Origin of the sequence: Rhodococcus sp. NPDC057529 (genome assembly GCF_042802055.1) — a bacterium.
In the GTDB taxonomy this organism is placed as follows: domain Bacteria; phylum Actinomycetota; class Actinomycetes; order Mycobacteriales; family Mycobacteriaceae; genus Rhodococcus_F.
Genome location: NZ_JBHVEY010000004.1, coordinates 197,762 through 221,057, shown reverse-complemented (window position 1 = coordinate 221,057; position 23,296 = coordinate 197,762). Strand labels below are relative to the sequence as shown.

21 protein-coding genes are annotated in these 23,296 nt (G+C 69.1%); 10 read left to right on the top strand and 11 right to left on the bottom strand.

All coding sequences use genetic code 11. The features are described 5' to 3' along the window. Positions 1–88: 88 nt before the first annotated feature. Positions 89–937, top strand: coding sequence for a 3-hydroxybutyryl-CoA dehydrogenase (locus ACFU5V_RS09575; protein WP_072944635.1), 849 nt, complete (start codon positions 89–91; stop codon positions 935–937). On the opposite strand, the gene ubiG is transcribed toward ACFU5V_RS09575, so the two are convergent. Beyond that, positions 928–1,767: a bifunctional 2-polyprenyl-6-hydroxyphenol methylase/3-demethylubiquinol 3-O-methyltransferase UbiG gene (gene ubiG, locus ACFU5V_RS09570; protein WP_378698688.1), complete on the bottom strand. Its 840-nt coding sequence runs from the start codon at positions 1,765–1,767 to the stop codon at positions 928–930. The two genes, ACFU5V_RS09575 and ubiG, sit on opposite strands and share 10 nt — an antisense overlap. 91 nt (positions 1,768–1,858) lie before the next feature. Here ubiG and ACFU5V_RS09565 point away from each other — a divergent pair, with 91 nt between their 5' ends. Both ACFU5V_RS09565 and ACFU5V_RS09560 read left to right on the top strand, forming a co-directional pair. Further along, positions 1,859–3,103 (top strand): hypothetical protein, encoded by a 1,245-nt coding sequence (locus tag ACFU5V_RS09565; protein WP_378698686.1) that lies wholly within the window; start codon positions 1,859–1,861, stop codon positions 3,101–3,103. An 86-nt stretch (positions 3,104–3,189) separates the two neighbouring features. Next, complete coding sequence (locus ACFU5V_RS09560) at positions 3,190–4,638, top strand: MFS transporter (protein WP_378698684.1); 1,449 nt, start codon at positions 3,190–3,192, stop codon at positions 4,636–4,638. 12 nt (positions 4,639–4,650) lie between these two features. Here ACFU5V_RS09560 and ACFU5V_RS09555 read toward each other — a convergent pair whose 3' ends face one another. Together ACFU5V_RS09555 and ACFU5V_RS09550 are read right to left on the bottom strand one after the other, a co-directional pair. Then, positions 4,651–5,064 (bottom strand): hypothetical protein, encoded by a 414-nt coding sequence (locus ACFU5V_RS09555; RefSeq protein ID WP_378436561.1) that lies wholly within the window; start codon positions 5,062–5,064, stop codon positions 4,651–4,653. A 53-nt stretch (positions 5,065–5,117) separates the two neighbouring features. Beyond that, on the bottom strand, positions 5,118–5,255 hold the full coding sequence (locus ACFU5V_RS09550; RefSeq protein ID WP_378436559.1) for a hypothetical protein: 138 nt from the start codon (positions 5,253–5,255) through the stop codon (positions 5,118–5,120). Positions 5,256–5,261: 6 nt separating this feature from the next. Between ACFU5V_RS09550 and ACFU5V_RS09545 the strand changes: the two genes are divergently transcribed. Continuing rightward, positions 5,262–6,752: an MFS transporter gene (locus tag ACFU5V_RS09545; protein WP_378698682.1), complete on the top strand. Its 1,491-nt coding sequence runs from the start codon at positions 5,262–5,264 to the stop codon at positions 6,750–6,752. Between the two features lie 34 nt (positions 6,753–6,786). Continuing rightward, a complete protein-coding gene (locus tag ACFU5V_RS09540) occupies positions 6,787–7,170 on the top strand; it encodes an RNA-binding S4 domain-containing protein (RefSeq protein WP_015888907.1) in 384 nt (127 codons plus the stop codon). Between the two features lie 4 nt (positions 7,171–7,174). Here the strand turns inward: ACFU5V_RS09540 and ACFU5V_RS09535 are convergent, their stop codons facing one another. The 4 genes from ACFU5V_RS09535 to ACFU5V_RS09520 all read right to left on the bottom strand — a co-directional run bounded on the left by ACFU5V_RS09535 (position 7,175) and on the right by ACFU5V_RS09520 (position 12,070). Next, positions 7,175–8,089, bottom strand: a complete 915-nt coding sequence (locus tag ACFU5V_RS09535) for a diacylglycerol kinase (RefSeq protein ID WP_378698680.1) — start codon at positions 8,087–8,089, stop codon at positions 7,175–7,177. Beyond that, a complete protein-coding gene (locus ACFU5V_RS09530) occupies positions 8,086–9,666 on the bottom strand; it encodes an FAD-binding oxidoreductase (RefSeq protein ID WP_378699071.1) in 1,581 nt (526 codons plus the stop codon). The genes ACFU5V_RS09535 and ACFU5V_RS09530 overlap by 4 nt, the downstream gene beginning before the upstream one ends. Before the next feature lie 82 nt (positions 9,667–9,748). Then, the gene (locus ACFU5V_RS09525; protein WP_378436552.1) at positions 9,749–11,026 is read right to left on the bottom strand and encodes a nitrate/nitrite transporter; all 1,278 of its coding nucleotides are present in this window, start codon (positions 11,024–11,026) and stop codon (positions 9,749–9,751) included. Between the two features lie 45 nt (positions 11,027–11,071). Further along, positions 11,072–12,070: an aldo/keto reductase gene (locus tag ACFU5V_RS09520; protein ID WP_095863426.1), complete on the bottom strand. Its 999-nt coding sequence runs from the start codon at positions 12,068–12,070 to the stop codon at positions 11,072–11,074. Between the two features lie 84 nt (positions 12,071–12,154). On the opposite strand from ACFU5V_RS09520, the gene ACFU5V_RS09515 reads away from it, so the two are divergent. Together ACFU5V_RS09515 and ilvD are read left to right on the top strand one after the other, a co-directional pair. Beyond that, entirely contained in the window at positions 12,155–12,721 is a 567-nt protein-coding gene (locus tag ACFU5V_RS09515) for a TIGR03086 family metal-binding protein (protein WP_219456930.1), read from the top strand. Between the two features lie 37 nt (positions 12,722–12,758). Then, positions 12,759–14,453 (top strand): dihydroxy-acid dehydratase, encoded by a 1,695-nt coding sequence (ilvD, locus tag ACFU5V_RS09510; RefSeq protein WP_378698677.1) that lies wholly within the window; start codon positions 12,759–12,761, stop codon positions 14,451–14,453. Positions 14,454–14,521: 68 nt separating this feature from the next. On the opposite strand, the gene ACFU5V_RS09505 is transcribed toward ilvD, so the two are convergent. Continuing rightward, the gene (locus ACFU5V_RS09505; protein ID WP_095863423.1) at positions 14,522–15,175 is read right to left on the bottom strand and encodes a S1 family peptidase; all 654 of its coding nucleotides are present in this window, start codon (positions 15,173–15,175) and stop codon (positions 14,522–14,524) included. Positions 15,176–15,295: 120 nt separating this feature from the next. Beyond that, the gene (locus ACFU5V_RS09500) at positions 15,296–16,012 is read right to left on the bottom strand and encodes a DUF6319 family protein (RefSeq protein WP_378436545.1); all 717 of its coding nucleotides are present in this window, start codon (positions 16,010–16,012) and stop codon (positions 15,296–15,298) included. Positions 16,013–16,113: 101 nt separating this feature from the next. Between ACFU5V_RS09500 and ACFU5V_RS09495 the strand changes: the two genes are divergently transcribed. Further along, complete coding sequence (locus tag ACFU5V_RS09495; protein ID WP_378436543.1) at positions 16,114–17,169, top strand: adenylate/guanylate cyclase domain-containing protein; 1,056 nt, start codon at positions 16,114–16,116, stop codon at positions 17,167–17,169. A 203-nt stretch (positions 17,170–17,372) separates the two neighbouring features. Here the strand turns inward: ACFU5V_RS09495 and ACFU5V_RS09490 are convergent, their stop codons facing one another. Then, positions 17,373–18,044 (bottom strand): TetR/AcrR family transcriptional regulator, encoded by a 672-nt coding sequence (locus ACFU5V_RS09490; RefSeq protein WP_378436541.1) that lies wholly within the window; start codon positions 18,042–18,044, stop codon positions 17,373–17,375. Between the two features lie 89 nt (positions 18,045–18,133). Here ACFU5V_RS09490 and ACFU5V_RS09485 point away from each other — a divergent pair, with 89 nt between their 5' ends. Together ACFU5V_RS09485 and ACFU5V_RS09480 are read left to right on the top strand one after the other, a co-directional pair. Beyond that, positions 18,134–19,717, top strand: a complete 1,584-nt coding sequence (locus ACFU5V_RS09485; protein WP_378698675.1) for an MFS transporter — start codon at positions 18,134–18,136, stop codon at positions 19,715–19,717. A 115-nt stretch (positions 19,718–19,832) separates the two neighbouring features. After that, entirely contained in the window at positions 19,833–20,729 is an 897-nt protein-coding gene (locus tag ACFU5V_RS09480; RefSeq protein ID WP_378698673.1) for a diiron oxygenase, read from the top strand. Position 20,730: 1 nt separating this feature from the next. On the opposite strand, the gene ACFU5V_RS09475 is transcribed toward ACFU5V_RS09480, so the two are convergent. Then, positions 20,731–23,007 carry a SulP family inorganic anion transporter gene (locus tag ACFU5V_RS09475; protein WP_378698671.1) on the bottom strand — a complete coding sequence of 759 codons (2,277 nt, stop codon included), beginning with the start codon at positions 23,005–23,007 and terminating at the stop codon, positions 20,731–20,733. Positions 23,008–23,296: the final 289 nt, after the last annotated feature.

Sequence of the window (23,296 nt, the reverse complement as noted above, 5' to 3'; positions counted from 1 at the left end):
TGTTGGGGGGGGGGTCGTCCACCCCCCCTTTTTTTGTTTCTGGCTCCCCGGGCCCCCCCACCCCCCCACGGCTACGTGAGGAGAATTTGTGGAACTAGTAGGCGTGATCGGCGGCGGCACCATGGGTGCCGGCATCGCCGAGGTATGCATCAAGGCCGGCAGCTCGGTTCTCATCCTCGAGACGAAGCCGGAGTTCGCCGAGGCCGCGCAGGCCCGGATCGAGAAGTCCCTCGCCCGCGGGGTCAAGGCGGGCAAGCTCGACCAGGAGGCCGCGGATGCCGCGCTCGCCCGGGTGCGGGTCACCCTCGACATCGACGACTTCGCCGACCGCGACCTCGTCATCGAGGCGGCGCCGGAGATCGAATCCCTCAAGGTCGACATCTTCCAGAAGCTCGACAAGGTCGTGAAGCCGTCCGGCATCCTCGCGTCCAACACGTCGTCCATCCCGCTGATCAAGATGGCCAACGCCACGCAGCGTCCCGGGCAGGTCGTGGGCGTCCACTTCTTCAACCCGGTGCCGGTGATGCCGCTGGTGGAGATCGTGGTCAGCCTCGTCACGTCGGAGGAGACCGTCACCGCGGTCACCGACTACGCGAAGAACACGCTGCGCAAGAAGACGGTGCGGGCCGGTGACCGCGCGGGATTCATCGTGAACGCGCTGCTCATCCCGTACCTCACGTCGGCGGTCCGGATGCTCGAGTCGGGTTACGCCACCGCCGAGGACATCGACGAGGCCATGAAGGGCGGCTGCGGGTACCCGATGGGTCCGCTGACGCTGATCGACACCGTCGGTCTCGACATCACGCTCGCCGCGGCGGAGTCGCTGTACGCGGAGTTCGCCGAGCCGCACTACGCTCCCCCGACGCTGCTCAAGCGCAAGGTGGATGCCGGGCACCTCGGCAAGAAGAGCGGCAAGGGCTTCTACGACTACAGCTGATTCTGCCCCTCCGGAAGCCCGTCGCGTGGTCGCGGCGGGCTTTCGCCGTTCGCGACGGCGTATCCCATGTAGGACATGGACGTGCTCCGGATCCGCCCGAAGTCGAGGCGGCGGCTCAGCTCGCCGTAGCTGAGCCGGGTTCCGCCCGCCCGGGCGAGGTCGAGGAGCCGGAGGGGGTTCCTCGACCGCGGACCGAGCCCGACGATCTCGCCGAGCCGCAGATCGCAGCGCTCCAGGATCGCCGTCAGTTCCGCGGGGCGGATGCACATCGACCAGTCGTGGATGGGGGTGTCGAACATCCGCGTCATCCGCCACTCCTGCATGAGCTTGATGGCGACGAGCTTGCTGACGAACGTGCGGTTGATGGTGTCGAACAGGTACAGGCCCCCGGGTTTCAGCACGCGGGACGTCTCGGCGATCACTTCGCCCAGATCCGACACGTGCTCGAGGACGTCGCAGCAGTAGACGACGTCGAACGTGGAGTCCGGCACGGGGAGTCGCTCGCCCGACCCGATGCGGTACTCGATGTCGAGGTCCGCGCGGTCGGCGTGACGGCGCGCGGTGTCGATCGACACCGAAGAGGGATCGATGCCCGTCACGCGGAAACCGACGCGGGTGAACTCCTCCGCGAGGAACCCGCCACCCGACCCGACGTCGAGGGCGCGCAGACCGCGATAGTCACCACCGATCGTCTCGCCGAGCACCTCGCGGAAGTAGGCGAATCGTCCCGGCGTCAGGCTTCCGTGCAGCAGGTTGAGCGGGTTGTCCTCGTCCCACCACGACTCTCCCACCCGGTTGTAGACGTCGTTGTCGATGACCAAGCCGATCACCCCTTCTCCGCCGTGCGCACTTCGACGACGTCCAGCTTTCTCCTGCGCGTCGGTCACTTCAAGGCCGACACCCGTACGCGATGCTCGGAGGATGACTTTCCGGATCTCGCACGTGTGCCTGCTGCTGGGCGGGTTCGTCGCGGGAATTGCGTTGACGTCCACCGGGTCCGGCGGGTTCGTGTTCGTCGTGGGCCGTGAGGTCCTGGACGTGTCGTATCTCGATCCCGCCGCCGGTGCCACCCTCGCGGCGGTCGTCGCAGTCCTGGTGACGGTGCTGGTTCGTGCCCAGCGGGGCCTGTCGGCGCTGTCGTTCGCCGGCCTCGTACTGCTGGGCGTCGCCCGTTCGATCGGGCTTGGGGACTTCGAGATGTACCTCGGCGGCGTCGCTGCGGGACTTCTGCTCGGTGGTCTCGTCGGACTGTGCGCCGCCGCCGACCTCGAGTGGTTGCAGACCGCACTCGCGACGGGTGTCGTCACCGGGATCCTTCTCGGCGGACCGATCGAGCACATCCGGACATCCCTTCCCCGGCGCTACGCGGACTACCTTTCCGAACCCACCGTCGATGCGGCGGCGCTGGTCGTCCTCGCGCTCACGGCCGTGGTTCTGGCCGTGGCGTTGCGGTCCGGCGACTTCGGCGAGCGGGCGGACCTCGCGGTGAGCAGGCGCGCCGTCGTCGCCGGGATCGGGGTGCCGCTGGTCGGGCTGGTGCTGTGCTGGTGGTTCGTTCACCAGGCGTGGGACGTGGATTCCGACGGCGGAATGCCGGGCCGGTGGGTGTTCGGGATCGTCCTCGTCGCGGTGGTGATCGCCGCCGCGCTGTGGCTGGAGGGCCGCACCGGGATCGTGCTGCTCGCCGCGATGGCGCTCGTCGCCACGGGCGGCATCGGAAGGTCTGCGTTCCTGGACTCCTGGCCGTGGCTGCTGGTGCCCGCGGCACTGGCACTCGCGGGCGCCGTGCTCGGACGGCGTTTCCCGCGGCCGGTTCTCGGCATCGCGGCGCTCGCGGTGGTGGCCGCGTCGGCAGTGTTCGAGCGCCCGCCGTGGGACAACCTGCAACTCGGCGCGATGTGGCTGCTCCTTCCGCTCGCGGCCACGTACACGTTCGCGTCGAGCCTGCCGTCGAGCGGACCGGTCAGTGCGGCGGCGCTGGCGATCCCCGCCGCGCTCACCGTCCCGCTGGTCGTCGACTACGGGTGGACGGCGTACACGCCGCTCACCACATCGGGGACCACGCCGTGGCCGGACTCGTGGGGGTGGACGTCCACGGGAGTGTCCGTGGCCGCCGTGGTCGCGTACGGCCTCACCGCCGCCTACCTCGGAAGACGCCCCTCCTGACCAATATGCAGGATACATACGTTGTGCACCATGCATAGTCTGTGTATGGTGCACAAATTGTGTTTCGCAACGTCAAGGAGATTCGCGTGGACAGTCCGACGCCCGTCGTCCGCCCGGGCGGCCTCGTCGCCGTGCTGGCATTCACCGGCATCGTCGCCGCACTCATGCAGACCCTCGTGGTGCCGCTGATCGGTGACCTGCCCCGGCTCCTCGGCACGACCGCCTCCAACGCGTCCTGGGTGATCACTGCGACGCTGCTCGCCGGCGCCGTGGCCACCCCGGTCACGGGACGTCTCGGCGACCTCTACGGCAAGCGTCGAATGATGCTGATCTGCACGGTGCCGCTCGTCCTGGGCTCGGTGGTCTGCGCGCTCGCGACGACCCTGGCCCCGATGGTGATCGGCCGCGGACTGCAGGGCGTCGGGGTGGGTCTGATCCCACTGGGAATCAGCGCTCTGCGGGACCTGCTGCCGCCAGAGCGCCTGCACTCCTCCATCGCCCTGATGAGCTCGTCGATGGGCATCGGCGGCGCCCTAGGCCTGCCGCTCGCCGCGACGGTCGCCGAGAACGCCAGCTGGCGGGTGCTGTTCTGGGGCGCCGCCGGGCTCAGCGCGGTGATCGCCGTGCTGCTCTGGTTCTTCGTGCCCGCCACCCCGGTGCACGGCACCCGGGGCCGCTTCGATCCCGTCGGGGCGATCGGGCTCGGCGTCGGACTGGTGTGCCTGCTGCTGGCCGTGTCCAAGGGCGCCGACTGGGGCTGGGCGAGCGGCACCACCCTCGGCCTGTTCGCGGCCACGGTCATCGTGCTGACGGCGTGGGGCTGGTGGGAACTCCGCACCCCGCAGCCCCTCGTCGACCTGCGGGTCATCGCGGGACGCCAGGTGCTGCTGACCAACGCCGCGTCCGTCGTCGTCGGCTTCGCGATGTACGCGCAGTCGCTGATCGTTCCGCAACTCCTGCAGTTGCCGGCGTCGACGGGATACGGACTGGGACAGTCGATGCTGGCGATGGGCCTGTGGATGGCCCCGTCGGGCCTGATGATGATGGCGGTGTCCCCGTTCGGCGCCAAGCTGTCGTCGACCCGCGGACCGAAGGTCACGCTGCTCGTCGGCAGCCTCGTCATCGCCCTCGGCTACGGATCGTCGATGTTCCTGATGGGGTCGACGTGGGGTCTGGTGGTGGTGACCTGCATCTGCGGCGCGGGCGTCGGTCTCGCCTACGGTGCGATGCCCGCGCTCGTGATGAGCGCCGTGCCGCAGTCCGCGACGGCGTCTGCGAACAGCGTGAACTCGCTGATGCGTTCGGTGGGCACGTCGGTGTCCGCGGCCGTCGTCGGCGTGGTTCTCGCGCAGATGAGCGTGCAGGTCGCGGGTCACAGCCTGCCCACCGAGGGCGGATTCCGGACCGGTCTGCTGATCGGGTGCGGTGTCGCGCTCGTCGCCGCGGCCATCACCCTGGCGATCCCCACCCGCCGCGCCGTGCCCTCGGCGCCGAACGCGGTTCCCACCGAATCGCTCGCGTCGTCGAAGGTGTAGCCGTCGACCGCCCTACTTGTGCAGGGCGTATCCGGCCACGGGGTTGCCGTTGATGTAGACGGTGCCCTCGTAGGTCCCGTCCGGCCTCGGGGTGATCCGGTCGGTGAGGAAATTCAGCCCGGACGGGCTGTAGTCGGTGACGAGGGAGCCGCCCGGTTCCGGTGTGGTCATGCCGAAGACGTAGGGGAAGAACACCCCGAAGTTGTCCATGACCCACCCGCGCCCGAACGTCTTTCCCTTCCAGATCAGGTCGGCACCGGGAAGGTTGGTCGTTCCCACGTACGTACCGGCAGGCATGGGCACCGGCAGGGGGACCGGGACGGGCATGGGTGCCGGAACCGGATCCGCCGCGGCCGTCCCCGCGCCGACGAGAGACAGGCCGGCCACCGCGACGGCCCCGACTGCGACCTTGCGCTTGATGTCCATGAGTACTCCGTCTGTCGAGGTTCGTGCCGGTCAGTGTCGCACGCGGACGGCCGTCACAGGGCAAGTGTGGAGAAGATCCTGTTCGGATCGTTGCCGTAGTCCAGCGGCGTCGCACACACGACGTCGAGTATGCCGAAGCCGGCGCCGGAATTCGCAACGAGCGCCGCACCGCGCGGATCGGAGCGCACCATGGGGAGGTGACCGAGACCGTTCTGCGCCTGAGCACCCGCCGGGGGCGGTGGGTCGTCCTCGCCACCGTGCTCGGGTCGAGTCTTGCGTTGCTGGACGGCACGGTGGTGAACATCGCCCTGCCGCACATCGGCGAGGACCTCGGATCGGGTGTCGCGGGACTGCAGTGGATCCTCAGCGGCTACACCCTGGCCCTGGCGTCGCTGATCCTGCTGGGCGGGGCGCTCGGGGACCGCTGGGGCAGGCGCCGCGTCTTCGTCTGGGGGACGGTGTGGTTCGCGGCGGCGTCCCTGCTGTGCGGCATCGCGCCCGACATCACTTTCCTCGTGATCGCCCGGATTCTGCAGGGTGTCGGGGCCGCGATGCTTACCCCCGGCAGTCTCGCGCTGATCTCGGCGTCGATCCACGAGGACGACCGGGGCGCCGCGATCGGACTGTGGTCGGGGCTCGGCGGGGTGGCGGGGGCCATCGGCCCGCTGCTGGGCGGCTGGCTGGTGGAGGTGGCCGGCTGGCGGTCGGTGTTCCTGCTCAATCTTCCGCTCGCCGCGCTCGTCGTGTGGGCGTCGATGCGGCACGTTCCGGAGAGCCGTGATCCGCACCCGCCCGATCACCTCGACGTACTCGGTTCGGCGTGCGCGGTGATCGGCCTCGGCGCGCTCACCTACGGTCTGATCGAGATGAACCTGATCGCCGGGGTGGTGGGCGCCGTCGTGCTGATCGCGTTCGTCGTCGTCGAAATGCGTTCACCGAACGCGCTGGTGCCGCCGAGCTTGTTCGCGTCGCGGATGTTCGTGGCGGCGAACCTGGTGACGCTCGCCGTGTACGCGGCGCTCGGCGGCGTCTTCTTCCTGCTGGTGCTGCAGTTGCAGCTGGTGGCCGGGTACTCGCCGCTCGAGGCCGGGCTGGCGACCATCCCGATCACGCTGGCGATGCTGGCGTTCTCCTCCCGCGCCGGCAGCTACGCCCAGACCCACGGCCCGCGACTGCCGATGACCGTCGGGCCGGCCCTCGCAGCGGTCGGCCTGCTGTTGATGACGCGGATCGGGCCGGACGCGAGCTATTGGACGGTGGTGCTTCCCGGCGTCGTCGTGTTCGGCCTCGGACTGTCCGCCATGGTCGCGCCGCTCACCGCGGCCGTGCTCGGATCGGTCCCGGTGGAGCAGTCGGGTATCGCGTCCGGGGTGAACAACGCGGTCGCGCGCACCAGCCAGCTGCTGGCGGTGGCCGCGCTCCCCGGGATCGCCGGGATCGACGCCGAGAGCATGCTCGACCCCACCAGCTTCTCGGACGGCTTCCGCATCGCGATGTTCGTCTGCATCGCACTGCTTCTCGTCGGGGCGGCCATCGCCGCCGCCCTGATCCGGGCGCCCGCCGCGCCGTCTCCCACTCCACTCGGTCCGGTCCCGGAGTCGATCGCGTGCAAACCGCATTGCGACGTCACCGGTCCGGCGGTGCAACCGGCCCTCGCGCGGCCCGGCCCCACCCCGCCGGACGGATGACGCGCCTGCGGGCACGCTTTCGTATCCTGGTCGGGTGGCGATTTCCGGTACCGACCCGTCGAGCGTCCGGGTCGACAGCTGGACGTGGGCGATCCGGCTGTTCAAGACGCGTTCCGCGGCGGCGGCCGCGTGCAGGTCGGGGCATGTGCGGGTCAACGGCAGCACCGCGAAACCGGCGCAGCCGGTCAAGGCAGGCGACGAGGTCCGCATCCGCGCGGCCGGTGTCGAACGGATCGTCGAGGTGATCCGGCCGATCACCAAACGAGTCGGCGCGGTGGTGGCCGTCGAGTGCTACACCGACAACACACCACCACCCCCACCGCGCGAGGTCCTCGCGTCGATCCCGCAGCGCGACCGCGGCGCGGGCAGGCCCACCAAACGCGAACGCCGCGAGATGGACCGGTTGCGCGGGCTGTGACCGCTCAGGCCGGGGTGTGGCTGAGGATCCGCAGCGCGGCAGGCACCGCCTCGATGGTGACCGGCAGCGGGCCGACGCGGTCGCCGTCCGCGTAGGCCGTGATGCCGTCGCACTGCAGTCGCACCGTCCGCGAGCGGTAGGTCTGCACGTCGGGGAGCTCCACGTGGGTGCCCTTGTACACACGGGGGAACAACCGGACCAGCCTCGACCGGCGACCGTGGTCGACGACGGTGACGTCGAGTAGTCCGTCGGTCTTGTCCGCGTTCGGGCAGATCTGCATCCCGCCGCCGTACGAGCGGCCGTTGCCGACGGCCACCAGTGTCGCGTCGACCTCGACGGTCCGGTCGTCGAGTTCGATGCGGTAGTGCAGCGGGCGGAGTTGCGTCAGTTCGGCGAGCATCGCCAGGTTGTACCGCATCGGGCCCTTCGGCCAGGACATCCGGTTGGCGCGGTCGGTGACGAGTGAGTCGAACCCGCTCGCGACGATCGTGCCCGCCCACACGACCGCACCGCCGTCGAGGGTGATCCTGGCGAGGTCGGATTCCTGCACCTCGCCGTCCGCGATGACGTCGGCGGCCGCGACGGGATCGCCGACGGGGATGCCGAATTCGCGCGCATGGTCGTTGCCGGTGCCGGCCGGAATCAGGCCGACCGGTGTCCCGGACTGCGCCGCCGCCTGCAACCCGATGCTGATGGCGCCGTCTCCCCCGACGACGACGAGCGCGTCGGTGCCGTCGTCGATGGCCCGCCGGGCAAGGGCGCGCGCGTGATCGGCGTCCGTCCCGATGATCTCGGTGACGGCGACGCCGCGTTCCCGCAGACGCGCGACCCCCTTGCGCCCGGCGACCGGTGCGTGGCCGTGCCCGGCGAGCGGGTTGACGAGGACGGTGACCTTCTCGATCACCTGCTGGGTGCTCACGGAATCAGCTTGCCGGGGTTGAGGATTCCCGCGGGATCGACGGCGTCCTTGACGGCCCGCAGAATCGTGACGCCCAGATCGCCGATCTCGTCCCGCATCCACGGGCGGTGGTCGACGCCGACCGCGTGGTGGTGCGTGATGGTTCCGCCGGCGGCGACGATCGCGTCCCCGGCGGCGGTCTTGGCCTTCCGCCACTGCTCGATCGGGTCGTCCGCCTGCGCGGACACGACGGTGAAGTACAGCGAGGCGCCCGTCGGGTACGTGTGCGAGATGTGGCAGAGGACGAGCGGCGGGGTGCCCTGCGCCGACAGCGATTCCGTCAGCGCGGTGGTGACCGCCGCGCGGAGGGCGGCGAGGTTGCCCCACGTGGTCGCGGTTTCCAGCGTCTCGCACAGCGCTCCCGCGTCGAGCAGCGAGTCGCGCAGGTACGGTGCGTCGAAACGACCGTGCTCCCAGCCGTTTCCGGGTTCCTCACCCAGCGACGTGCCGCCGTGCGCCTGCAGCACCGCGCGGGCCTCCGCCGACCGTTCCGCGGTGTGCTCGGCGGTGCCCTCGAACGTGGTGATCGCCAGGCAGCCGCCGGTGACGGTCTCCTCGCCGATCTTGTCGGTGGTCGCCAGGTTCACTGCCGTTTCCGCCTCGTCGGACAGTCGCAGCACGGTCGGGACCGCACCCTCCTGCCGCAGCGCACGCAGTGCGGCCGCGCCGGTCTCGAAGTCGGGGAACCGCCAGCCCTCCCGGACCGTGGTGGCCGGGACCGCGTGCACACGCACCCGCACCCGGGTGATGACGCCGAGCGTGCCCTCCGACCCGACGAACAGTTCGCCGAGGTCCGGGCCTGCCGCGGACGCCGGGGCACGCCCCGTGTCGAGGGTTCCGGTGGGGGTCACCACTCGCAGTCCCTGCACCATGTCCTCGAACCGCCCGTACCCCGCGGACGCCTGCCCTGACGACCGGGTGGCCGCGAAGCCGCCGATGGTCGCGAACATGAAACTCTGCGGGAAGTGCCCGAGCGAGAAGCCGTGCGCGCCGAGCAGTTCCTCGGCGAGCGGACCGGTCACGCCCGCTCCGAGCGTCGCGATGCCGGAGTCGGTGTCGAGGTCGATCAGCGAGTCGAACCGGCGCAGGTCCAGTGAGACGACGGCGTCGAACCGGTCGCGCACGGGGTCGAGTCCGCCGACGACGCTGGTTCCGCCGCCGAACGGGACCACGGCGATGCCGTTGGCGGCGCAGTACCGGAGCACGTCGGCGACCTCGGCGTCGGTGCCGGGGGTGACGACGGCGTCGGGCGCGTTCTGGGGTTCGGTGCTGCGGCGGCGCAACAGGTCGAGCGTGCTCTTGCCGCCGGAGCGCAGCAGCCGGTCGGTGTGTGCGGTGCCGGCGAACTGCTCTCCGACGATGCCCGCAAGCGCGGTGACGTGCTGGTCGGACAGTGCGCTCGGAGCGAGGACGGCGTCGTCGGCCGCCCGGTCGGAGGGTTCCCTGATGGTGACGCCGAGGGCCTGCTGCAGCAGCCCCTTGATGCCGTCCGAGAGGACCTTGTGCTTCTCGGGCGCGCCCCAGGCGTCCCACTGCATCGGGGGTGCCGTCAGGACGGCGTGATCTTCCGAACGCTCATTGCTCATGCGTTATAGTGTTACACATCATGTAAGAGTGTAACTAGCCCTTCGGGCGATCGCCCCGCTCCCGCCACACCTGCCGGATCGGCCGCAGCACCAGTCCCATCTGCTTCCGCGTCTTCCCCCGCGTCACCAGAACCCCGGTGATCGCCACGATCCAGACGGGATACTGCACGAGCCAGGCCACCCGGAAACTGTCGAACGAGTACCCGCCCATCGCGTCGAGGATGAGCCCCATCGCCTGAATGACCAGCAACGACGCCAGGAAGCCGCCGATGTTGACCATTCCCTGCGCGGTACCCATGCTGGTGCTGGGGTTGAACATGCGGGCGTAGTCGAAGCCGATCATCGAACCGGGGCCACCCACCGAGATCACCATCACCAGAAGCGCCAGCAACCAGATCGGCGCCGGGCCCGGCAGTGCCAGCACCACGGTCCACATCGCCGCGTTGCTGATCATGATCGCCAGCACCAGATACGAGCGGCGCATCGGAAACCGGCCGCTGAGGATGCCGATGATCGGCCCGGCCACGATCGCCGAGATCACCGACAGGGTGAGCAGCGAACCGGCCTCGGCCGCCGACAACCCCTGCGCCGACCTCAGGTACGGCACACCCCACAGCAGCGCGAACGTCGTCATCGAGAACTGCGTGCCCATGTGGGTGAAGAAGCCCAGCCGGGTGCCGTGCCGCCGCCACACCGCGCGGATCTGCGTCCCCACCTCCCGCAGTCCGGCGGGCGCGGCCACCACCTCGAGACCGGGCGGGGCATTGCGGATGACGGACACGGCCAGCACGAAGGACAGCAACCCGAGCGACGCCGCCGTGCCGTACGCGAAACTCCAGCCCGGCCCGTTCAGCAGCAGCATCAACGGCAACGCCGACAGGATCTGGCCGATCTGACCGAAGATGCCCGTCAACTGGGACACGAGCGGGACCCGCCGCGGCGCGAACCATTGCGGAACCAGGCGCAGCACGGAGATGAACGTCATCGCATCGCCGACGCCGACGAAGACGCGCGCGGCGACGGCCAGCGGCAGCGAGTCGGTGAGCGCGAGCAACATCTGCGCCGACGCCATGATGAGAGCGCCGGCAGCGATCATGACCCGCGACCCGTACCGGTCGAGGAGCACGCCTGCCGGGATCTGCATCCCCGCGTACACCACGATCTGAAGTACGACGAAGCTCGACAGCACACTCGGGCTGATCGAAAATCGATCCGACGCCGCGAGGCCCGACACACCGAACGAGGTTCGATGCAGGACGGCGACGATATATGCGACAACCCCGACGCCCCACACCAACCACACTCTGCTCATCGCAGATCAAACTACCCGCCAGCAGGTATTACCCGCTGGGTGACGTCACTCGCGGCCCAGCGACACCCAGGTCGGATCGGCCGTGCGCTCGCCGACGGTGAGGTCCGCGAGCAGGTCCAGACGCGCGATCTGTCCCTCGGTCAGGGTGAGCGCGACCGCACCTGCGTTCTCCGTCACACGAGCCGCGAATCGCGTGCCGGGAATCGACACGGACGGCAACCCGAACTCGCGGCCCTTCGCGTCCAGCCACGCCAGCGACACCTGGGCGGGCGTCGCGTCGAGTTCGGCGGCCACCTCGCGGACGACGTCGAGCACCTTCAGGTTCGACGGCAGCGCGTCGTCCCCGAAACGCGGGAACCGGCGACGCAGGTCCTTGTCGCCCAGCACGGCCGGGTCGTACGTTCCGGTGAGGAAGCCACGGCCCACGGGCGAGTACGGCACGAAGCCGATGCCCAGTTCCGCCGCCGCGGGAACCACGTGCTTCTCGACGTCGCGACTCCAGATGCTCCACTCGCTCTGGATCGCGGCGATGGGATGCACCCGCGACGCGCGGCGCAGTTCGTCGCCGGTCGCCTCCGACAGTCCGATGTGGCGGACCTTCCCGGCCTTCACCTGCTCCGCGATCGCGCCGACGGTGTCCTCGATGGGCACCTCGGGGTCGACCCGGTGCAGGTAGTACAGGTCGACGGTGTCGACACCGAGCCGGCTCAGCGATTCGTCGAGGGCCTGCCCCACGTACTCGGGCTTGCCGTTGATGCTGCGCCTGCCGTTCGCGATGTTGCCGACGAGACCGAACTTGGTGGCCAACTGCACCTCGTCGCGGCGTTCCTTCAGCACCGTGCCCACCGCGATCTCGCTCGCGCCGTCGCCGTACACGTTGGCCGTGTCGATGAACGTCACACCGATGTCGATGGCGTGGTGGAGGGTCGCGAGCGCCTCCGCGGGATCGACGGGCCCGTACACGGGGGCGACGGACATGGCGCCGTAGCCCTGCGCACTGACGGTGAGGCCTTCGGACAACTGCACGGTGGGGATGTTGGTCATGCGCCCCATCCTTCCCGAGCACTCCGACAGGTGCATCGTTTGGAATCGCGCTGATCGTGACCCGGCTGCCTCTACCCTGAAGGCATGGCATTCGACTGGTTCGAACTCGCCCGCATCGCCCACCGCGAGTTCGGTGCGCGGGTCGCCGCGATCACCGACTGGTCGGCGCCGACACCGGACCGCGAATGGGACGTCACCCACCTGGTGCGGCACGTCATCGAGGAACAGCAGTGGGTTCCCCCGCTGCTCGCCGGGAAGACGGTCGGTGAGGCGACCCCGGACATCGAACCCCTGCACGGCGACATGCGGGCGGAATGGCAGCGGTATTCGGACGCGGCCATCCGCGCGTGGTCGTCGACCGACCCGCAGACGCACGTGCACCTGTCCTACGGCACGGTGCCGCTCGAGCCGTACCTGCGGCAGCAGACCGCCGACGTCACCATCCACGCCTGGGACCTCGCCAAGGCCACCGGATCCGACGACACACTCGACCCGCAACTCGTCGCCGGGGTCTGGTCGGACCTCGACGGCCAGCGCGAGATGCTCTCCGAGAGCGGACTGTTCGCCGACCCCGTCGACGTACCCGGCGACGCGCCGCTGCAGGATCGCCTGATCGCCCTGACCGGTCGCGATCCCCGGCAACGCATTTAACCAACCGCGCCCGAGGGTCCCGCCTACGCTGGGATGCATGAGTACTCCGGATCCGAAACCCCGCAGCCGCGACGTCACCGACGGACTGGAGAAGACCGCAGCACGCGGCATGCTCCGTGCGGTGGGCATGGGCGACGACGACTGGGGAAAATCCCAGATCGGCGTGGCGTCGTCGTGGAACGAGATCACCCCCTGCAACCTGTCGCTCGACCGGCTCGCGAAGGCCGTCAAGGACGGCGTCCACGCCGCGGGCGGGTATCCCCTCGAGTTCGGCACCATCTCCGTCTCCGACGGCATCTCGATGGGACACGAGGGCATGCACTTCTCCCTCGTGTCCCGTGAGGTGATCGCCGACAGCGTGGAAACGGTGATGCAGGCCGAACGCCTCGACGGGTCCGTGCTGCTCGCCGGTTGCGACAAGTCGCTACCCGGCATGCTGATGGCCGCGGCCCGCCTCGACCTGTCGAGCGTGTTCCTTTACGCGGGGTCGATCCTGCCGGGCGTCGCCAAGCTGTCCGACGGCACCGAACTCGACGTCACCATCATCGACGCGTTCGAGGCGGTCGGCGCGTGTTCGCGCGGACTGATGAGCCGCGAGGACGTCGACGCCATCGAGCGCGCCATCTGCCCCGGCGAGGGTGCGTGCGGCGGCATGTACACGGCGAACACGATGGCCAGCGCCGCCGAGGCGCTCGGCATGTCGCTGCCGGGCAGCGCGTCCCCGCCGGCCACCGACCGTCGTCGCGACGGGTTCGCGAGGCGCAGCGGCGAGGCCGTCGTCGAACTGCTCCGCCGCGGCATCACCGCCAGGGACATTCTCACCAAGGAGGCGTTCGAGAACGCCATCGCCGTGGTCATGGCGTTCGGCGGCTCCACCAACGCCGTCCTGCACCTGCTGGCCATCGCCAGCGAAGCCGGTGTGGAGTTGACTCTCGACGACTTCTCCCGCGTCGGCGCCCGGGTCCCGCACCTCGCGGACGTCAAACCGTTCGGCAAGCACGTGATGAAGGACGTCGACCACATCGGCGGTGTCCCCGTCATCATGAAGGCCCTCCTCGACGCCGGGATGCTGCACGGCGACTGCCTGACCGTCACCGGCCGGACGATGGCCGAGAACCTGGCCGACGTCGCGCCGCCCGACCCGGACGGCAAGGTGCTGCGGGCGATGAGTTCGCCCATCCACCCGACCGGCGGCATCACGATCCTCAAGGGTTCCCTCGCCCCCGGCGGCGCGGTGGTGAAATCGGCCGGGTTCGACTCCGACGTCTTCACCGGCACGGCACGCGTCTTCGAACGGGAGCGGGCCGCGATGGACGCCCTCGAGGACGGCACCATCACTGGCGGCGACGTCGTCGTCATCCGCTACGAGGGTCCCAAGGGCGGTCCCGGCATGCGCGAGATGCTCGCGATCACCGGCGCCATCAAGGGCGCAGGCCTCGGCAAGGACGTCCTGCTGCTCACCGACGGCCGATTCTCCGGCGGCACCACCGGCCTGTGCGTCGGGCACGTGGCACCGGAGGCCGTCGACGGCGGTCCGATCGCGTTCGTGCGTGACGGCGACCAGATCCGCCTGGACGTCGGAAAGGGCACGCTGGAACTGCTCGTCGACGAGGAGGAACTCGCCGGCCGCAAGAACGGGTGGGAGCCGCTGCCCCCGCGCTACACCCGCGGGGTCCTGGCCAAGTACACGAAGCTCGTCGGTTCCGCCTCGGGTGGCGCCGTCTGCGGATAGGCGCTCCGCGCCCGTGAGTGGTTGACGAGTCCAGAGACTCGTTAAGCACTCACGGGCGCCGGAGGCGCCTAAATGGGCCGGAACCCGGCGCCGGGACCGGCGTTCGCGTTCATGTCGGCGACGATCGAGTTGAGGTTGGTGCCGATCTCCGGGCCGATGCACGGGGCCGCGAGATAGGCGTTGACCATGGCGACGAGGGTGGTGCCGACGACCATCGGTGCGCCCGAGTCACCTTCGATCACGCAGGCCTGGGTCCACGTCTCCCCCGTCTGCATGAGGTCGCCGTAGACGATGCCGCACGTGTTGCCCGTGGTTCGACCTTCCTTGCACGCCACCTGCGGGAACGCTGCCGGGGCGCCGATCCGGGTGATGGTGACGCCGCCGACCCGGTTGACCGGGACGACCTTCGCCGGATCGAACTGGATCACCGCGTAGTCGAGCGCGGGGTTGGAGATGACGAACTTCCCGATGATGCCGCTGTCCTGACTGGCCTCGGGCACCACGTACGAGCCGACCTCGCCGCAGTGGCCCGCCGTCAGGCCGACGAGCCTGCCCGCATTGTCGTGCCCGATGGTGGTGAGTGAACAGACCAGTTCGTCGTTCACCACGATCCCCGAACCGCCCCCCATGACGGCGGCCGGAGCTGCTGTCGCGGTCCCTGCCGCAACGAATCCCAGAATTCCCGCTGTCGCCGCAACAACCGCCGCGAATCGTTTCAACATTTTTCGAACCTTCCCGGATGAGCCCCGACGGCCGCGTGTCTCTCCATAAGAATCCCACCCGCACAGGCCCTGCGTGCGGAAATGCCGATGTAGAGACCGCGGCCGTTGCCCGCTCCGGTACTAGTCGCCCGCGCCGAGGGCCTCCAGCGCTTTCCGGGCGTCCTCGAGTTGCCGGCTCAACTCGTCGACCCGGGCGGCGGCGAGGTTGCGGGCCGCCACGATGATCGACTCGACGGCCTCGATCGCCGTCTCCTCGCCGAGTTCCCGGACGGCACGCTCGACGGCGTCCGGTGACACGGGGACGGCTTTGCCGGGACGCTTGGCTCCGTGCGCGACGGTGACGCTCCAGTCGTTGTCGGCGCCCGCGTGGATGGTGACGCTGACTCCGGCCGGCACCTTCTTGGCGGTGCGTTTGGCCGGTGCCGCGGCGGGTTTCGGGACCGCGGCGGCGGCCGGCTGCGGCACCGCGACGGTCTTCGCCGCGGGCGTCTTGGGGGCGGGCGGCGGACCCGGTTCGATCTCCTGGTGCACGACCGGCGCGGCGGGGGCAGACTTGGCGGCGGGCGCCGGCTTGGGCGCCGGAATGCGTCTCATCAGAAGCTCCTCGGCTTCGAAGGGGAGCTCGTCGTCGACACCCTTGGGGCGGATCAAGACCGTATTGCCTTGCACGGAGATGACTTTCGCCGAGGCTCCGGCCTCGAGCCCGAGGCTGGGCATCGCCTCGCGCAGATACACGGTGGCCCGCTTGCCTTCCGCGATCGCGGCAGCGAGGGTCTCGAGATTCTCCGCGGTCAGGTGATCCGGTGCGGCGGCGCCGGAACGTCTACGGGGCGGCATGCGCTGTCCTTTCTGGTCTGTCTCCTGGTTACTCTCGTGAGCACCGCAACTCTTGCACACACCACCGACGGCTCCGCATCGAACGTAACGAGAGGAACGACGTGACCTCGGAAGCACCGGAGAACGGCGACGAGACGTCAGCGCCGACGGAGATCTCACCGACCCTGCTCCGCGACGTCCAGGCCGATCTCGAGGAGTCGCTGCTGGGCGGCCCCCGCCGGTACACGCGGGCCGAGATCGCCGACATCGCGGGGGTGTCCCTCGATCGGGCGGACCGCCTGTGGGTATCGATGGGATTCGCGGTCGACATCGACCCGGACAGCGTCATGTTCACCGAGGGGGACGCCGCCGCGCTGCGGACCATCGCGTCGCTCGTCGACCGCGGGATCATCTCGCCGGAACGCGAAGTGGCGGCGGCCCGCGCTCTGGGCCAGTCGCTGTCGCGACTCGCCGAATGGCAGGTGTCGCTGATCAGCACGCACATCGTCGATCAGCTCGCGGGCTCGGCGGGCAGCGACGAGCAGGCGATCCGGGAGCAGGTGCGGGGTCTCACCGCCGAGATCCTTCCGGCGGTCGAGTCGCTGCAGGCGTACGTGTGGCGTAGGCACGTCGCCTCGACCACGGGCCGCAACGTGGGCAATCCCGGCGAGGAGGTCGCGAGCCGGAACCTGGTGGTCGGGTTCGCGGACATCGTCGGGTACACGTCGCTGACGCGTCAGCTCGGTGCCCGGGATCTGGCGGACCTGCTGGAACGGTTCGAGTCGGCCTCGACGACGGTGATCGGCGGGCATCAGGGGTGGGTGGTGAAGACGGTCGGCGACGAGGTGATGTTCGCCGTCGAATCGCCGGCGGATGCGGCGGAGATCGCCTTGCAGCTCCAGGAGCGGGTCCTGCCGGACGAGACGGACCCCGAACTGCGGGTCGGTCTCGCGATGGGTCCGGTTCTCGTCCGGTTCGGCGACCTCTACGGTTCCGTCGTCAACACCGCGGCGAGACTCACCGGTTCGGCGCGTCCCGGCACGGTGCTGATCGACGAGGAACTCGCCCACGAACTCGACGGCGCTCCCGATTACTACCTCAAACAGTTACGCCCACGACGCGTTCGAGGGATACGCAGGCTCGAGCAGTTCGTGCTGCGCCGTAACCGGGACGCCTGACGAGCGTCAGCTTCCGAAGGGAAGGGTTCCGGGCGGGATGGAGTATCCGCTGCTGCCGGCGGCGACGCCGCCCCACGCACCGAGGAGCCAGTTGAGTGCATCAGTGATCATCGAAAAACCTTCCCACACCATTCATCAGACAGGCGCGGCGTCGGGTGCCGCGCGCACTGCCACGGTAATGACGGCAGCCTGCGCTGTCGACGTCATAATGCCTGAGCAGGCGGTATCTCGCGCAGCGCCGGCGGTCGGGCACCGGCTTCGACCTGGGCGGCGCGGGCTGCGAGGAAGTCGTCGACGATCTGCTCACACGCGGCGCGTCCGAGCGGGGTGAGGGTGGCGAGGCGGGTGAAGACGAGCGGTCCGAGGAGCTGGGCGAGGGCGAGGTCGTAGTCGAACTTTCCGAGGCGTTCCGCCGCCTCGGGTGTGCCGAAGACCTGGTCGAATGCCGCCCGGTACTGCGCGACGATCGTCTGCCGGAGCGTCCGCAGTTCCGGTTTGTCCGCCTGGGCGGCGTCCGCGCTCGAGTAGTCGTCCAGCGCGGGGCCCATGCCCAGCCAGCACATCGCCGTCACGTTCATGGGGGCACTCTCGATGAGTTTCGCCTGACTGACCATCAATTCGACCAGGCGGTCCCGGAGGTCGCCTTCGGCGGGCACCGTCGGGGCCGGCGGTATCAACCGCCCGAACGCCGCGGCCACCAGTTCGGTGCCGTTGTCGAAATGCCGGTAGAGCGTGGCACGAGCCACCTTCGCCAGTGTGGTGACGGCGTCGATGGTGACGGCGTCCGTGCCGCCTTTCGCGAGGAGAGTTGTCGCGGCGTCGAGCAGTCGCGCACGCGAGCGCTGCCTGCGGGGATCCTGCTCGGTCATCTGCACCGCCCGTTCCTGCCACTGCCCGACCTCTTGTGAACTGCCAGTCTACCAACGATACTGACAGTCTCGTTTCTTCCACGGAGGGATTCATCGTGCGCTCTCGGGACTCGGCACCACCCCAGGACACCGAACAGAGCAACGTCGCCGGCTGGACCCCGCGGCAGATCTGGATGCTCACGGTGTCGTGCTGCGCCGTCGCCCTCGTCGTCGCGGCGATGGCGGCCCTCAACACCGCACTCCCCGACCTCGCCCGCGACACCGGCGCGACGCAGAGTCAGCTGACGTGGATCGTCGACGGCTACACCCTGACGCTGGCCGCCCTGCTGCTTCCGGCGGGCGCGCTCGGCGACCGGTACGGCAGGCGTGGGCTGCTCATGATCGGACTGCTGATCTTCGGTGCCTCCACCTCCATCCCCCTCGTCAACGACGCACCCGAGTGGATCATCGGCTCGCGGGCGATGGCGGGCGTCGGCGCCGCCCTCGTCATGCCGGCCACACTGTCGCTGCTCACGGCGGGTTTTCCACCGGCACACCGCGGCCGGGCCGTGGGCATCTGGTCGGGCGTCGCCGGTTCCGGAGCGATCGCCGGCCTGCTGGTCTCCGGATTCCTGCTCGAGAAATGGTCGTGGCACGCCATCTTCATCGGCCTCACCGTGGTGTCCGCGCTGATCTTCGTCACGGGCTTCACCATCTCGTCGTCCCGGGAAACGGAGCGACCACCGCTGGACCTTCCCGGCACCGGACTGATCGCCGCCGCGGTCGGCCTGTTCGTCCTGGGAACCATCGAGGCGCCGCAGCGCGGCTGGCTGGATCCCGTCGTGCTCGGACTGCTCGTCGGCGGACTCGCCGCTGCGGCCGCGTTCGCCCTCGTGGAACTCCGCAGGAAACATCCCCTGCTCGACGTCCGGCTGTTCGCCAACCGTGCGTTCGGCTCGGGGTCGATGTCGCTCCTGTTGCAGTTTCTCGCCTCACTCGGCCTGTTCTTCCTGCTCGTCCAGTACCTGCAACTGGTGCTGAACTATTCCCCTCTGCAGTCGGCGCTCGCGCTCGCCCCCCTCGCCGTGCCGGTGGTGGCGATGTCCGCGGTCATGCCGATGCTCGTCCCGCACGTCGGGCTGCGGCCGCTGCTCGCATCCGGCTCCGCGCTGCTCGGTCTGGGCATTCTGCTGCTGGTGCGGCTCGACGCGCATTCGAGCTACGCGGAGGTCTGCGCCCCGCTCATCGTGGCCGCGTTCGGCATCGGACTGTGCACGGCGCCCGCGACGTCGGCCATCGTGCAGAACACTCCCGACGAGAAGCAGGGTGTCGCGTCGGCCGTCAACGACACGGCGCGCGAGATCGGCTCGGCCATCGGGGTCGCGCTCGCGGGCAGCGTCCTGGCCGCGGGTTACGGCAGACATGTGCAGCCCGCGGTCGACGCCGTCCCGGAGGCCGCGAAGGAGCCGGTGTCGAGTTCGCTGGCGGCGGCACTGCAGGTCGCCGACGTCGCCGGCCCGCAGGGTGAGCAATTGGCCACGTTCGCGCGGGATTCGTTCCTGAAGGGTTTCGACGAGGCGTCCATCGTGCTGGCTTGCGTGCTGTTCGGCGCATCACTGCTGCTCGCGGTGTGGGCGCCCGGGCGGAAGGGGTCCGCACCGAGGGCCGAATCGCCGCAGGAACTGGCCGAGATCGACTGAGCGGACATTGCCCTTGTGACCGTCGTCGCTGTATCGTTCAGTATCAGTAACTGAATGTCACAGTTAGTTGATCGCCCAAATCACAGATCAACCAGTCACAGATCAAGGGGTAGTGATGACCGCATCGATCGTCGTCTCCGACCGCGAAGAGACCGCCCAGCGCTTGCTGGCGTCGTCGGCACGCAAGTCCTACGACCCGATGGTCGAGGTCGACTGGGAAGCACCGATCCCCGAGGACAAGTTCGGTCTCACCCCCGAGTGGAGCACGCTCTACGGCACGGCCCTCTGGGACGAGATGACCGACGAGCAGAGGATCGAACTCACCAAGCACGAGGCCGCCAGCGTCTCCAGCGTCGGACTGTGGTTCGAGATCCTCCTCATGCAGATGCTCCTGCGCGACGTGTACGGCCGCGACAAGCACTCGCGGCACGTCCAGTTCGCCCTCACCGAGGTCGCGGACGAGTGCCGCCACTCGGTGATGTTCGCCCGCGCGGGCGAACGCCTGAACATGCCGAGCTACGGCCCCCACCCGGTGATCCACAAGCTCGGACGTATCTGGGGCGGCTTCTTCCGGGGCGCCAACGCGTATGCCAGCGTGATGGCCGCCGAGGAGATCCTCGACATGATGCAGCGCGACTTCATGAAGGACGAGCGCGTGCAGCCCGTCACCCGCACGGTGAGCAAGATCCACGTCCTCGAAGAGGCCCGCCACATCCGCTTCGCCCGCGAGGAGGTCGGACGGCGCATCCAGGGCGCCAGCTGGGCCCGCCTCCAGATCGAGCGGCTCAACACCGCCGCGGTCGTGTACTTCGTGATGAAGAGCATGATCCGCAAAGAGGTCTACGAGAACGCCGGCCTCGACCCGAAGCGGGCCGCCGCCGAGGCCAAGAGCAACCAGCACTACAAGGACACCGTCCGGACGTCCGGTTCCAAGTTGATGCAGTTCCTCGATGGCGTCGGCCTCGTCGGCGGCCCGTCGAAGCGCCTCTACAAGAGGGTCCATCTCCTCTGAATCATGTCGGCACGTGGTCCAGGTAGGACACACCGGTCGAGGTGATCTCGAGTACGCGCGCGGACGGAATGTCGAAGAACATTCCCGCGACGCGTACTCGGCCCTCGGCCGCCGCCGCGCCGACGAGGGGATGGCGCCCGAGGGTTTGCACCTGGACCGCCACGTTGACCATGCCCAGCTGGTCGACTTCGTCGAATCCCAGTTCCGCCGCTGCCCGCGCCACCGGGTGACCGCCGAGGAACGCCGTGCGGCTCGGCTGCGCGAACGTCAGCCACTGCTCGACGGCCCCCTCGGATCCGTCCGTGTCCGCCTGCGCCACTGCCAGGATGGCCTTCATCGCGCCGCAGCCGGAGTGGCCGCACACGATCACCGAGCTGACCTCGAGTTCGTCGAGCGCGAAGGCCAGGCCCGCTTCGACGGACACGTCCTGCTTCCCGGTCGGGACGAGGTTGCCCACGTTGCGCACCGTGAAGAGGTCGCCGGGACCGCTGCTGGTGATGACGTTCGGCACGATTCGTGAATCGGAGCAGGTGAGGAACAGCGAGTCGGGGCGCTGCCCGTCCCGCAGGTCGTCGAGGTGCGGCTGCAGTTGCGCCGCGTGGCGCCGGTGGTACTCCGACACTCCGGCGAGGACGGGTCGCAGCGCCGCCGGTGTGGTGGTCTCCGCGGTCTCGTGGTGCCGCGGCTGCCAGCTCTTCCACGGAGCGAACCCGCGGGGGCTCGCCACGCCGACGCCGCGTCGGGGCGGCGACGCACCCACGGCGTCCATGTCGACGGGACCGAGCGCGTCGATCACGACGGTTCCGCCGTTGTTCTCGTAGTGCCGCTTCCAGTCGTCGATCGCTTCGAACATGGCGTGGTCGAGGAAGTCGACCGCCAGTTCCACGGTGACGTGTGCGCCCGCGGGAACCTTCGCGAGCAGCCCGGTCAGTGCGGGCATGGACAGGAAGCTGCACGACCCCTCGACGGTCACGCGCCACCGCCCGGAGTCCTCGGATCCGATGGGTTCGGCGCGCATCCTGGGGTGGATGACCCGCCACAGCAGCAGGACCACCGCGAGTGCGAGACCGATGATCACGCCCTCGAGCAGGTTCAGGAAGACCACACCGGCCACGGTCACGCCGTACACCCACAGGTCGCCGGTGCGGCGGGCCGTGCGCAGGTGCGCCATCTTGACGAGCTGGATGCCGATCACGATGAGCAGTCCAGCGAGCGCGGCCATCGGGATCTGCTCGACCAGCGCGGTGAGCAGTGCGGCGAAGACGAGGATCCAGACGCCGTGCAGCACGGCGGACGCCCGGGTCTTCGCCCCGGCGGCGACGTTGGTGGAGCTGCGCACGATGACACCGGTGACCGGCAGGCCGCCGATGAGACCCGAGACCATGTTGGCCGAGCCCTGCCCGACGAGTTCCCGATTGAATTCCGACCGGGTCCCGCCGTGCATCTTGTCGACGGCGACGGCGGAGAGCAGGCTCTCGACGCTGGCGATCAGCGCGACCGTGAGCACACCGGTGGCCACGGCGAGCCACGGGCCTTCCGGCATCGAGGGAAGCGCCACGGCGTCGAACAGGGAGCCGTCCAACGTGATTCGATCGAGCTCGAACGGAAGAACCAGGGACAGAACGGTGGCGGCGACGACGGCGACCAGCGGCCCCGGAAGAACCTTCAGCTTGCCGGGCGTCTTCTTCCAGAACAACAGGACGACGATGACCACCGCCCCCACGAGAACGTCGCCGTACCGGGCGGATATCAGCTGCCCGGGCAGCTGGGTGATGTTCTCGACGGTCGAGCTGTGGGAACTGCCGCCGAGGAGGACGTGAATCTGCTGGAGGGCGATCGTGATTCCGATGCCGGCCAGCATGGCGTGGACGACGACCGGCGCGATGGCCAGGGCGGCGCGGGCAATCTTACTGAGCCCGAAGATGATTTGAAGGAATCCGGCGGCGACGGTGATCGCACACGTTGCCTTCCAGCCGAACGTGGCGACCAATTCGGCTACCACCACGGTCAATCCGGCGGCCGGACCGCTGACCTGGAGCGGTGCCCCACCGACGGAACCCGCGACCACACCGCCGACGATCGCGGCGATGAGTCCCGCCATGATCGGGGCGTCGGACGCGATGGCGATGCCGAGCGACAGCGGTAGGGCGACGAGGAAGACGACGAGCGATGCGGGTAGGTCGTATCGCGCGTTATCTCGCCACCTTTCGCCACGGGTCGGTCCGGGGGCGGGGGCACCGGATGGGGGTGCTTTCTCGTTCTCGAGGATCGACGACATGTCGACACCTTACGGGCGGAGAACGACGAAACGCCCGAAACGGACGCGATCTTGTGGCATGTGTCACTGTGGCAGCACTTTTCACCCAGTTGAATCGAAAACTATTGGACAACAGTCCATTACATGAAGATTAAAGTACGTAAAGTTCACAGCGCGCGGCCTCGCACCGTGAGAAGTGGCGGTCCCCGCCCCGAAGACGGTGACCGGCCCCTCCCCAAAGACCCCCACCGACGTCTGCACGACTACCCGCGCCCCAACCCACACCGGAGCCCACAAACCGATCAGGCCG

Excerpts from the sequence above, each read along its gene's own strand:
- ACFU5V_RS09525 (WP_378436552.1), bottom strand. The coding sequence starts at position 11,026 with ATGAGCAGAGTGTGGTTGGTGTGGGGCGTCGGGGTTGTCGCATATATC.
- ACFU5V_RS09505 (WP_095863423.1), bottom strand. The coding sequence starts at position 15,175 with ATGTTGAAACGATTCGCGGCGGTTGTTGCGGCGACAGCGGGAATTCTG.
- ACFU5V_RS09530 (WP_378699071.1), bottom strand. The coding sequence starts at position 9,666 with ATGCAGTGGGACGCCTGGGGCGCGCCCGAGAAGCACAAGGTCCTCTCG.
- ACFU5V_RS09520 (WP_095863426.1), bottom strand. The coding sequence starts at position 12,070 with ATGACCAACATCCCCACCGTGCAGTTGTCCGAAGGCCTCACCGTCAGT.
- ACFU5V_RS09480 (WP_378698673.1), top strand. The coding sequence starts at position 19,833 with ATGACCGCATCGATCGTCGTCTCCGACCGCGAAGAGACCGCCCAGCGC.
- ACFU5V_RS09565 (WP_378698686.1), top strand. The coding sequence starts at position 1,859 with ATGACTTTCCGGATCTCGCACGTGTGCCTGCTGCTGGGCGGGTTCGTC.
- ACFU5V_RS09555 (WP_378436561.1), bottom strand. The coding sequence starts at position 5,064 with ATGGACATCAAGCGCAAGGTCGCAGTCGGGGCCGTCGCGGTGGCCGGC.
- ACFU5V_RS09475 (WP_378698671.1), bottom strand. The coding sequence starts at position 23,007 with ATGTCGTCGATCCTCGAGAACGAGAAAGCACCCCCATCCGGTGCCCCC.
- ACFU5V_RS09515 (WP_219456930.1), top strand. The coding sequence starts at position 12,155 with ATGGCATTCGACTGGTTCGAACTCGCCCGCATCGCCCACCGCGAGTTC.
- ACFU5V_RS09550 (WP_378436559.1), bottom strand. The coding sequence starts at position 5,255 with ATGGTGCGCTCCGATCCGCGCGGTGCGGCGCTCGTTGCGAATTCCGGC.
- ilvD (WP_378698677.1), top strand. The coding sequence starts at position 12,759 with ATGAGTACTCCGGATCCGAAACCCCGCAGCCGCGACGTCACCGACGGA.
- ACFU5V_RS09500 (WP_378436545.1), bottom strand. The coding sequence starts at position 16,012 with ATGCCGCCCCGTAGACGTTCCGGCGCCGCCGCACCGGATCACCTGACC.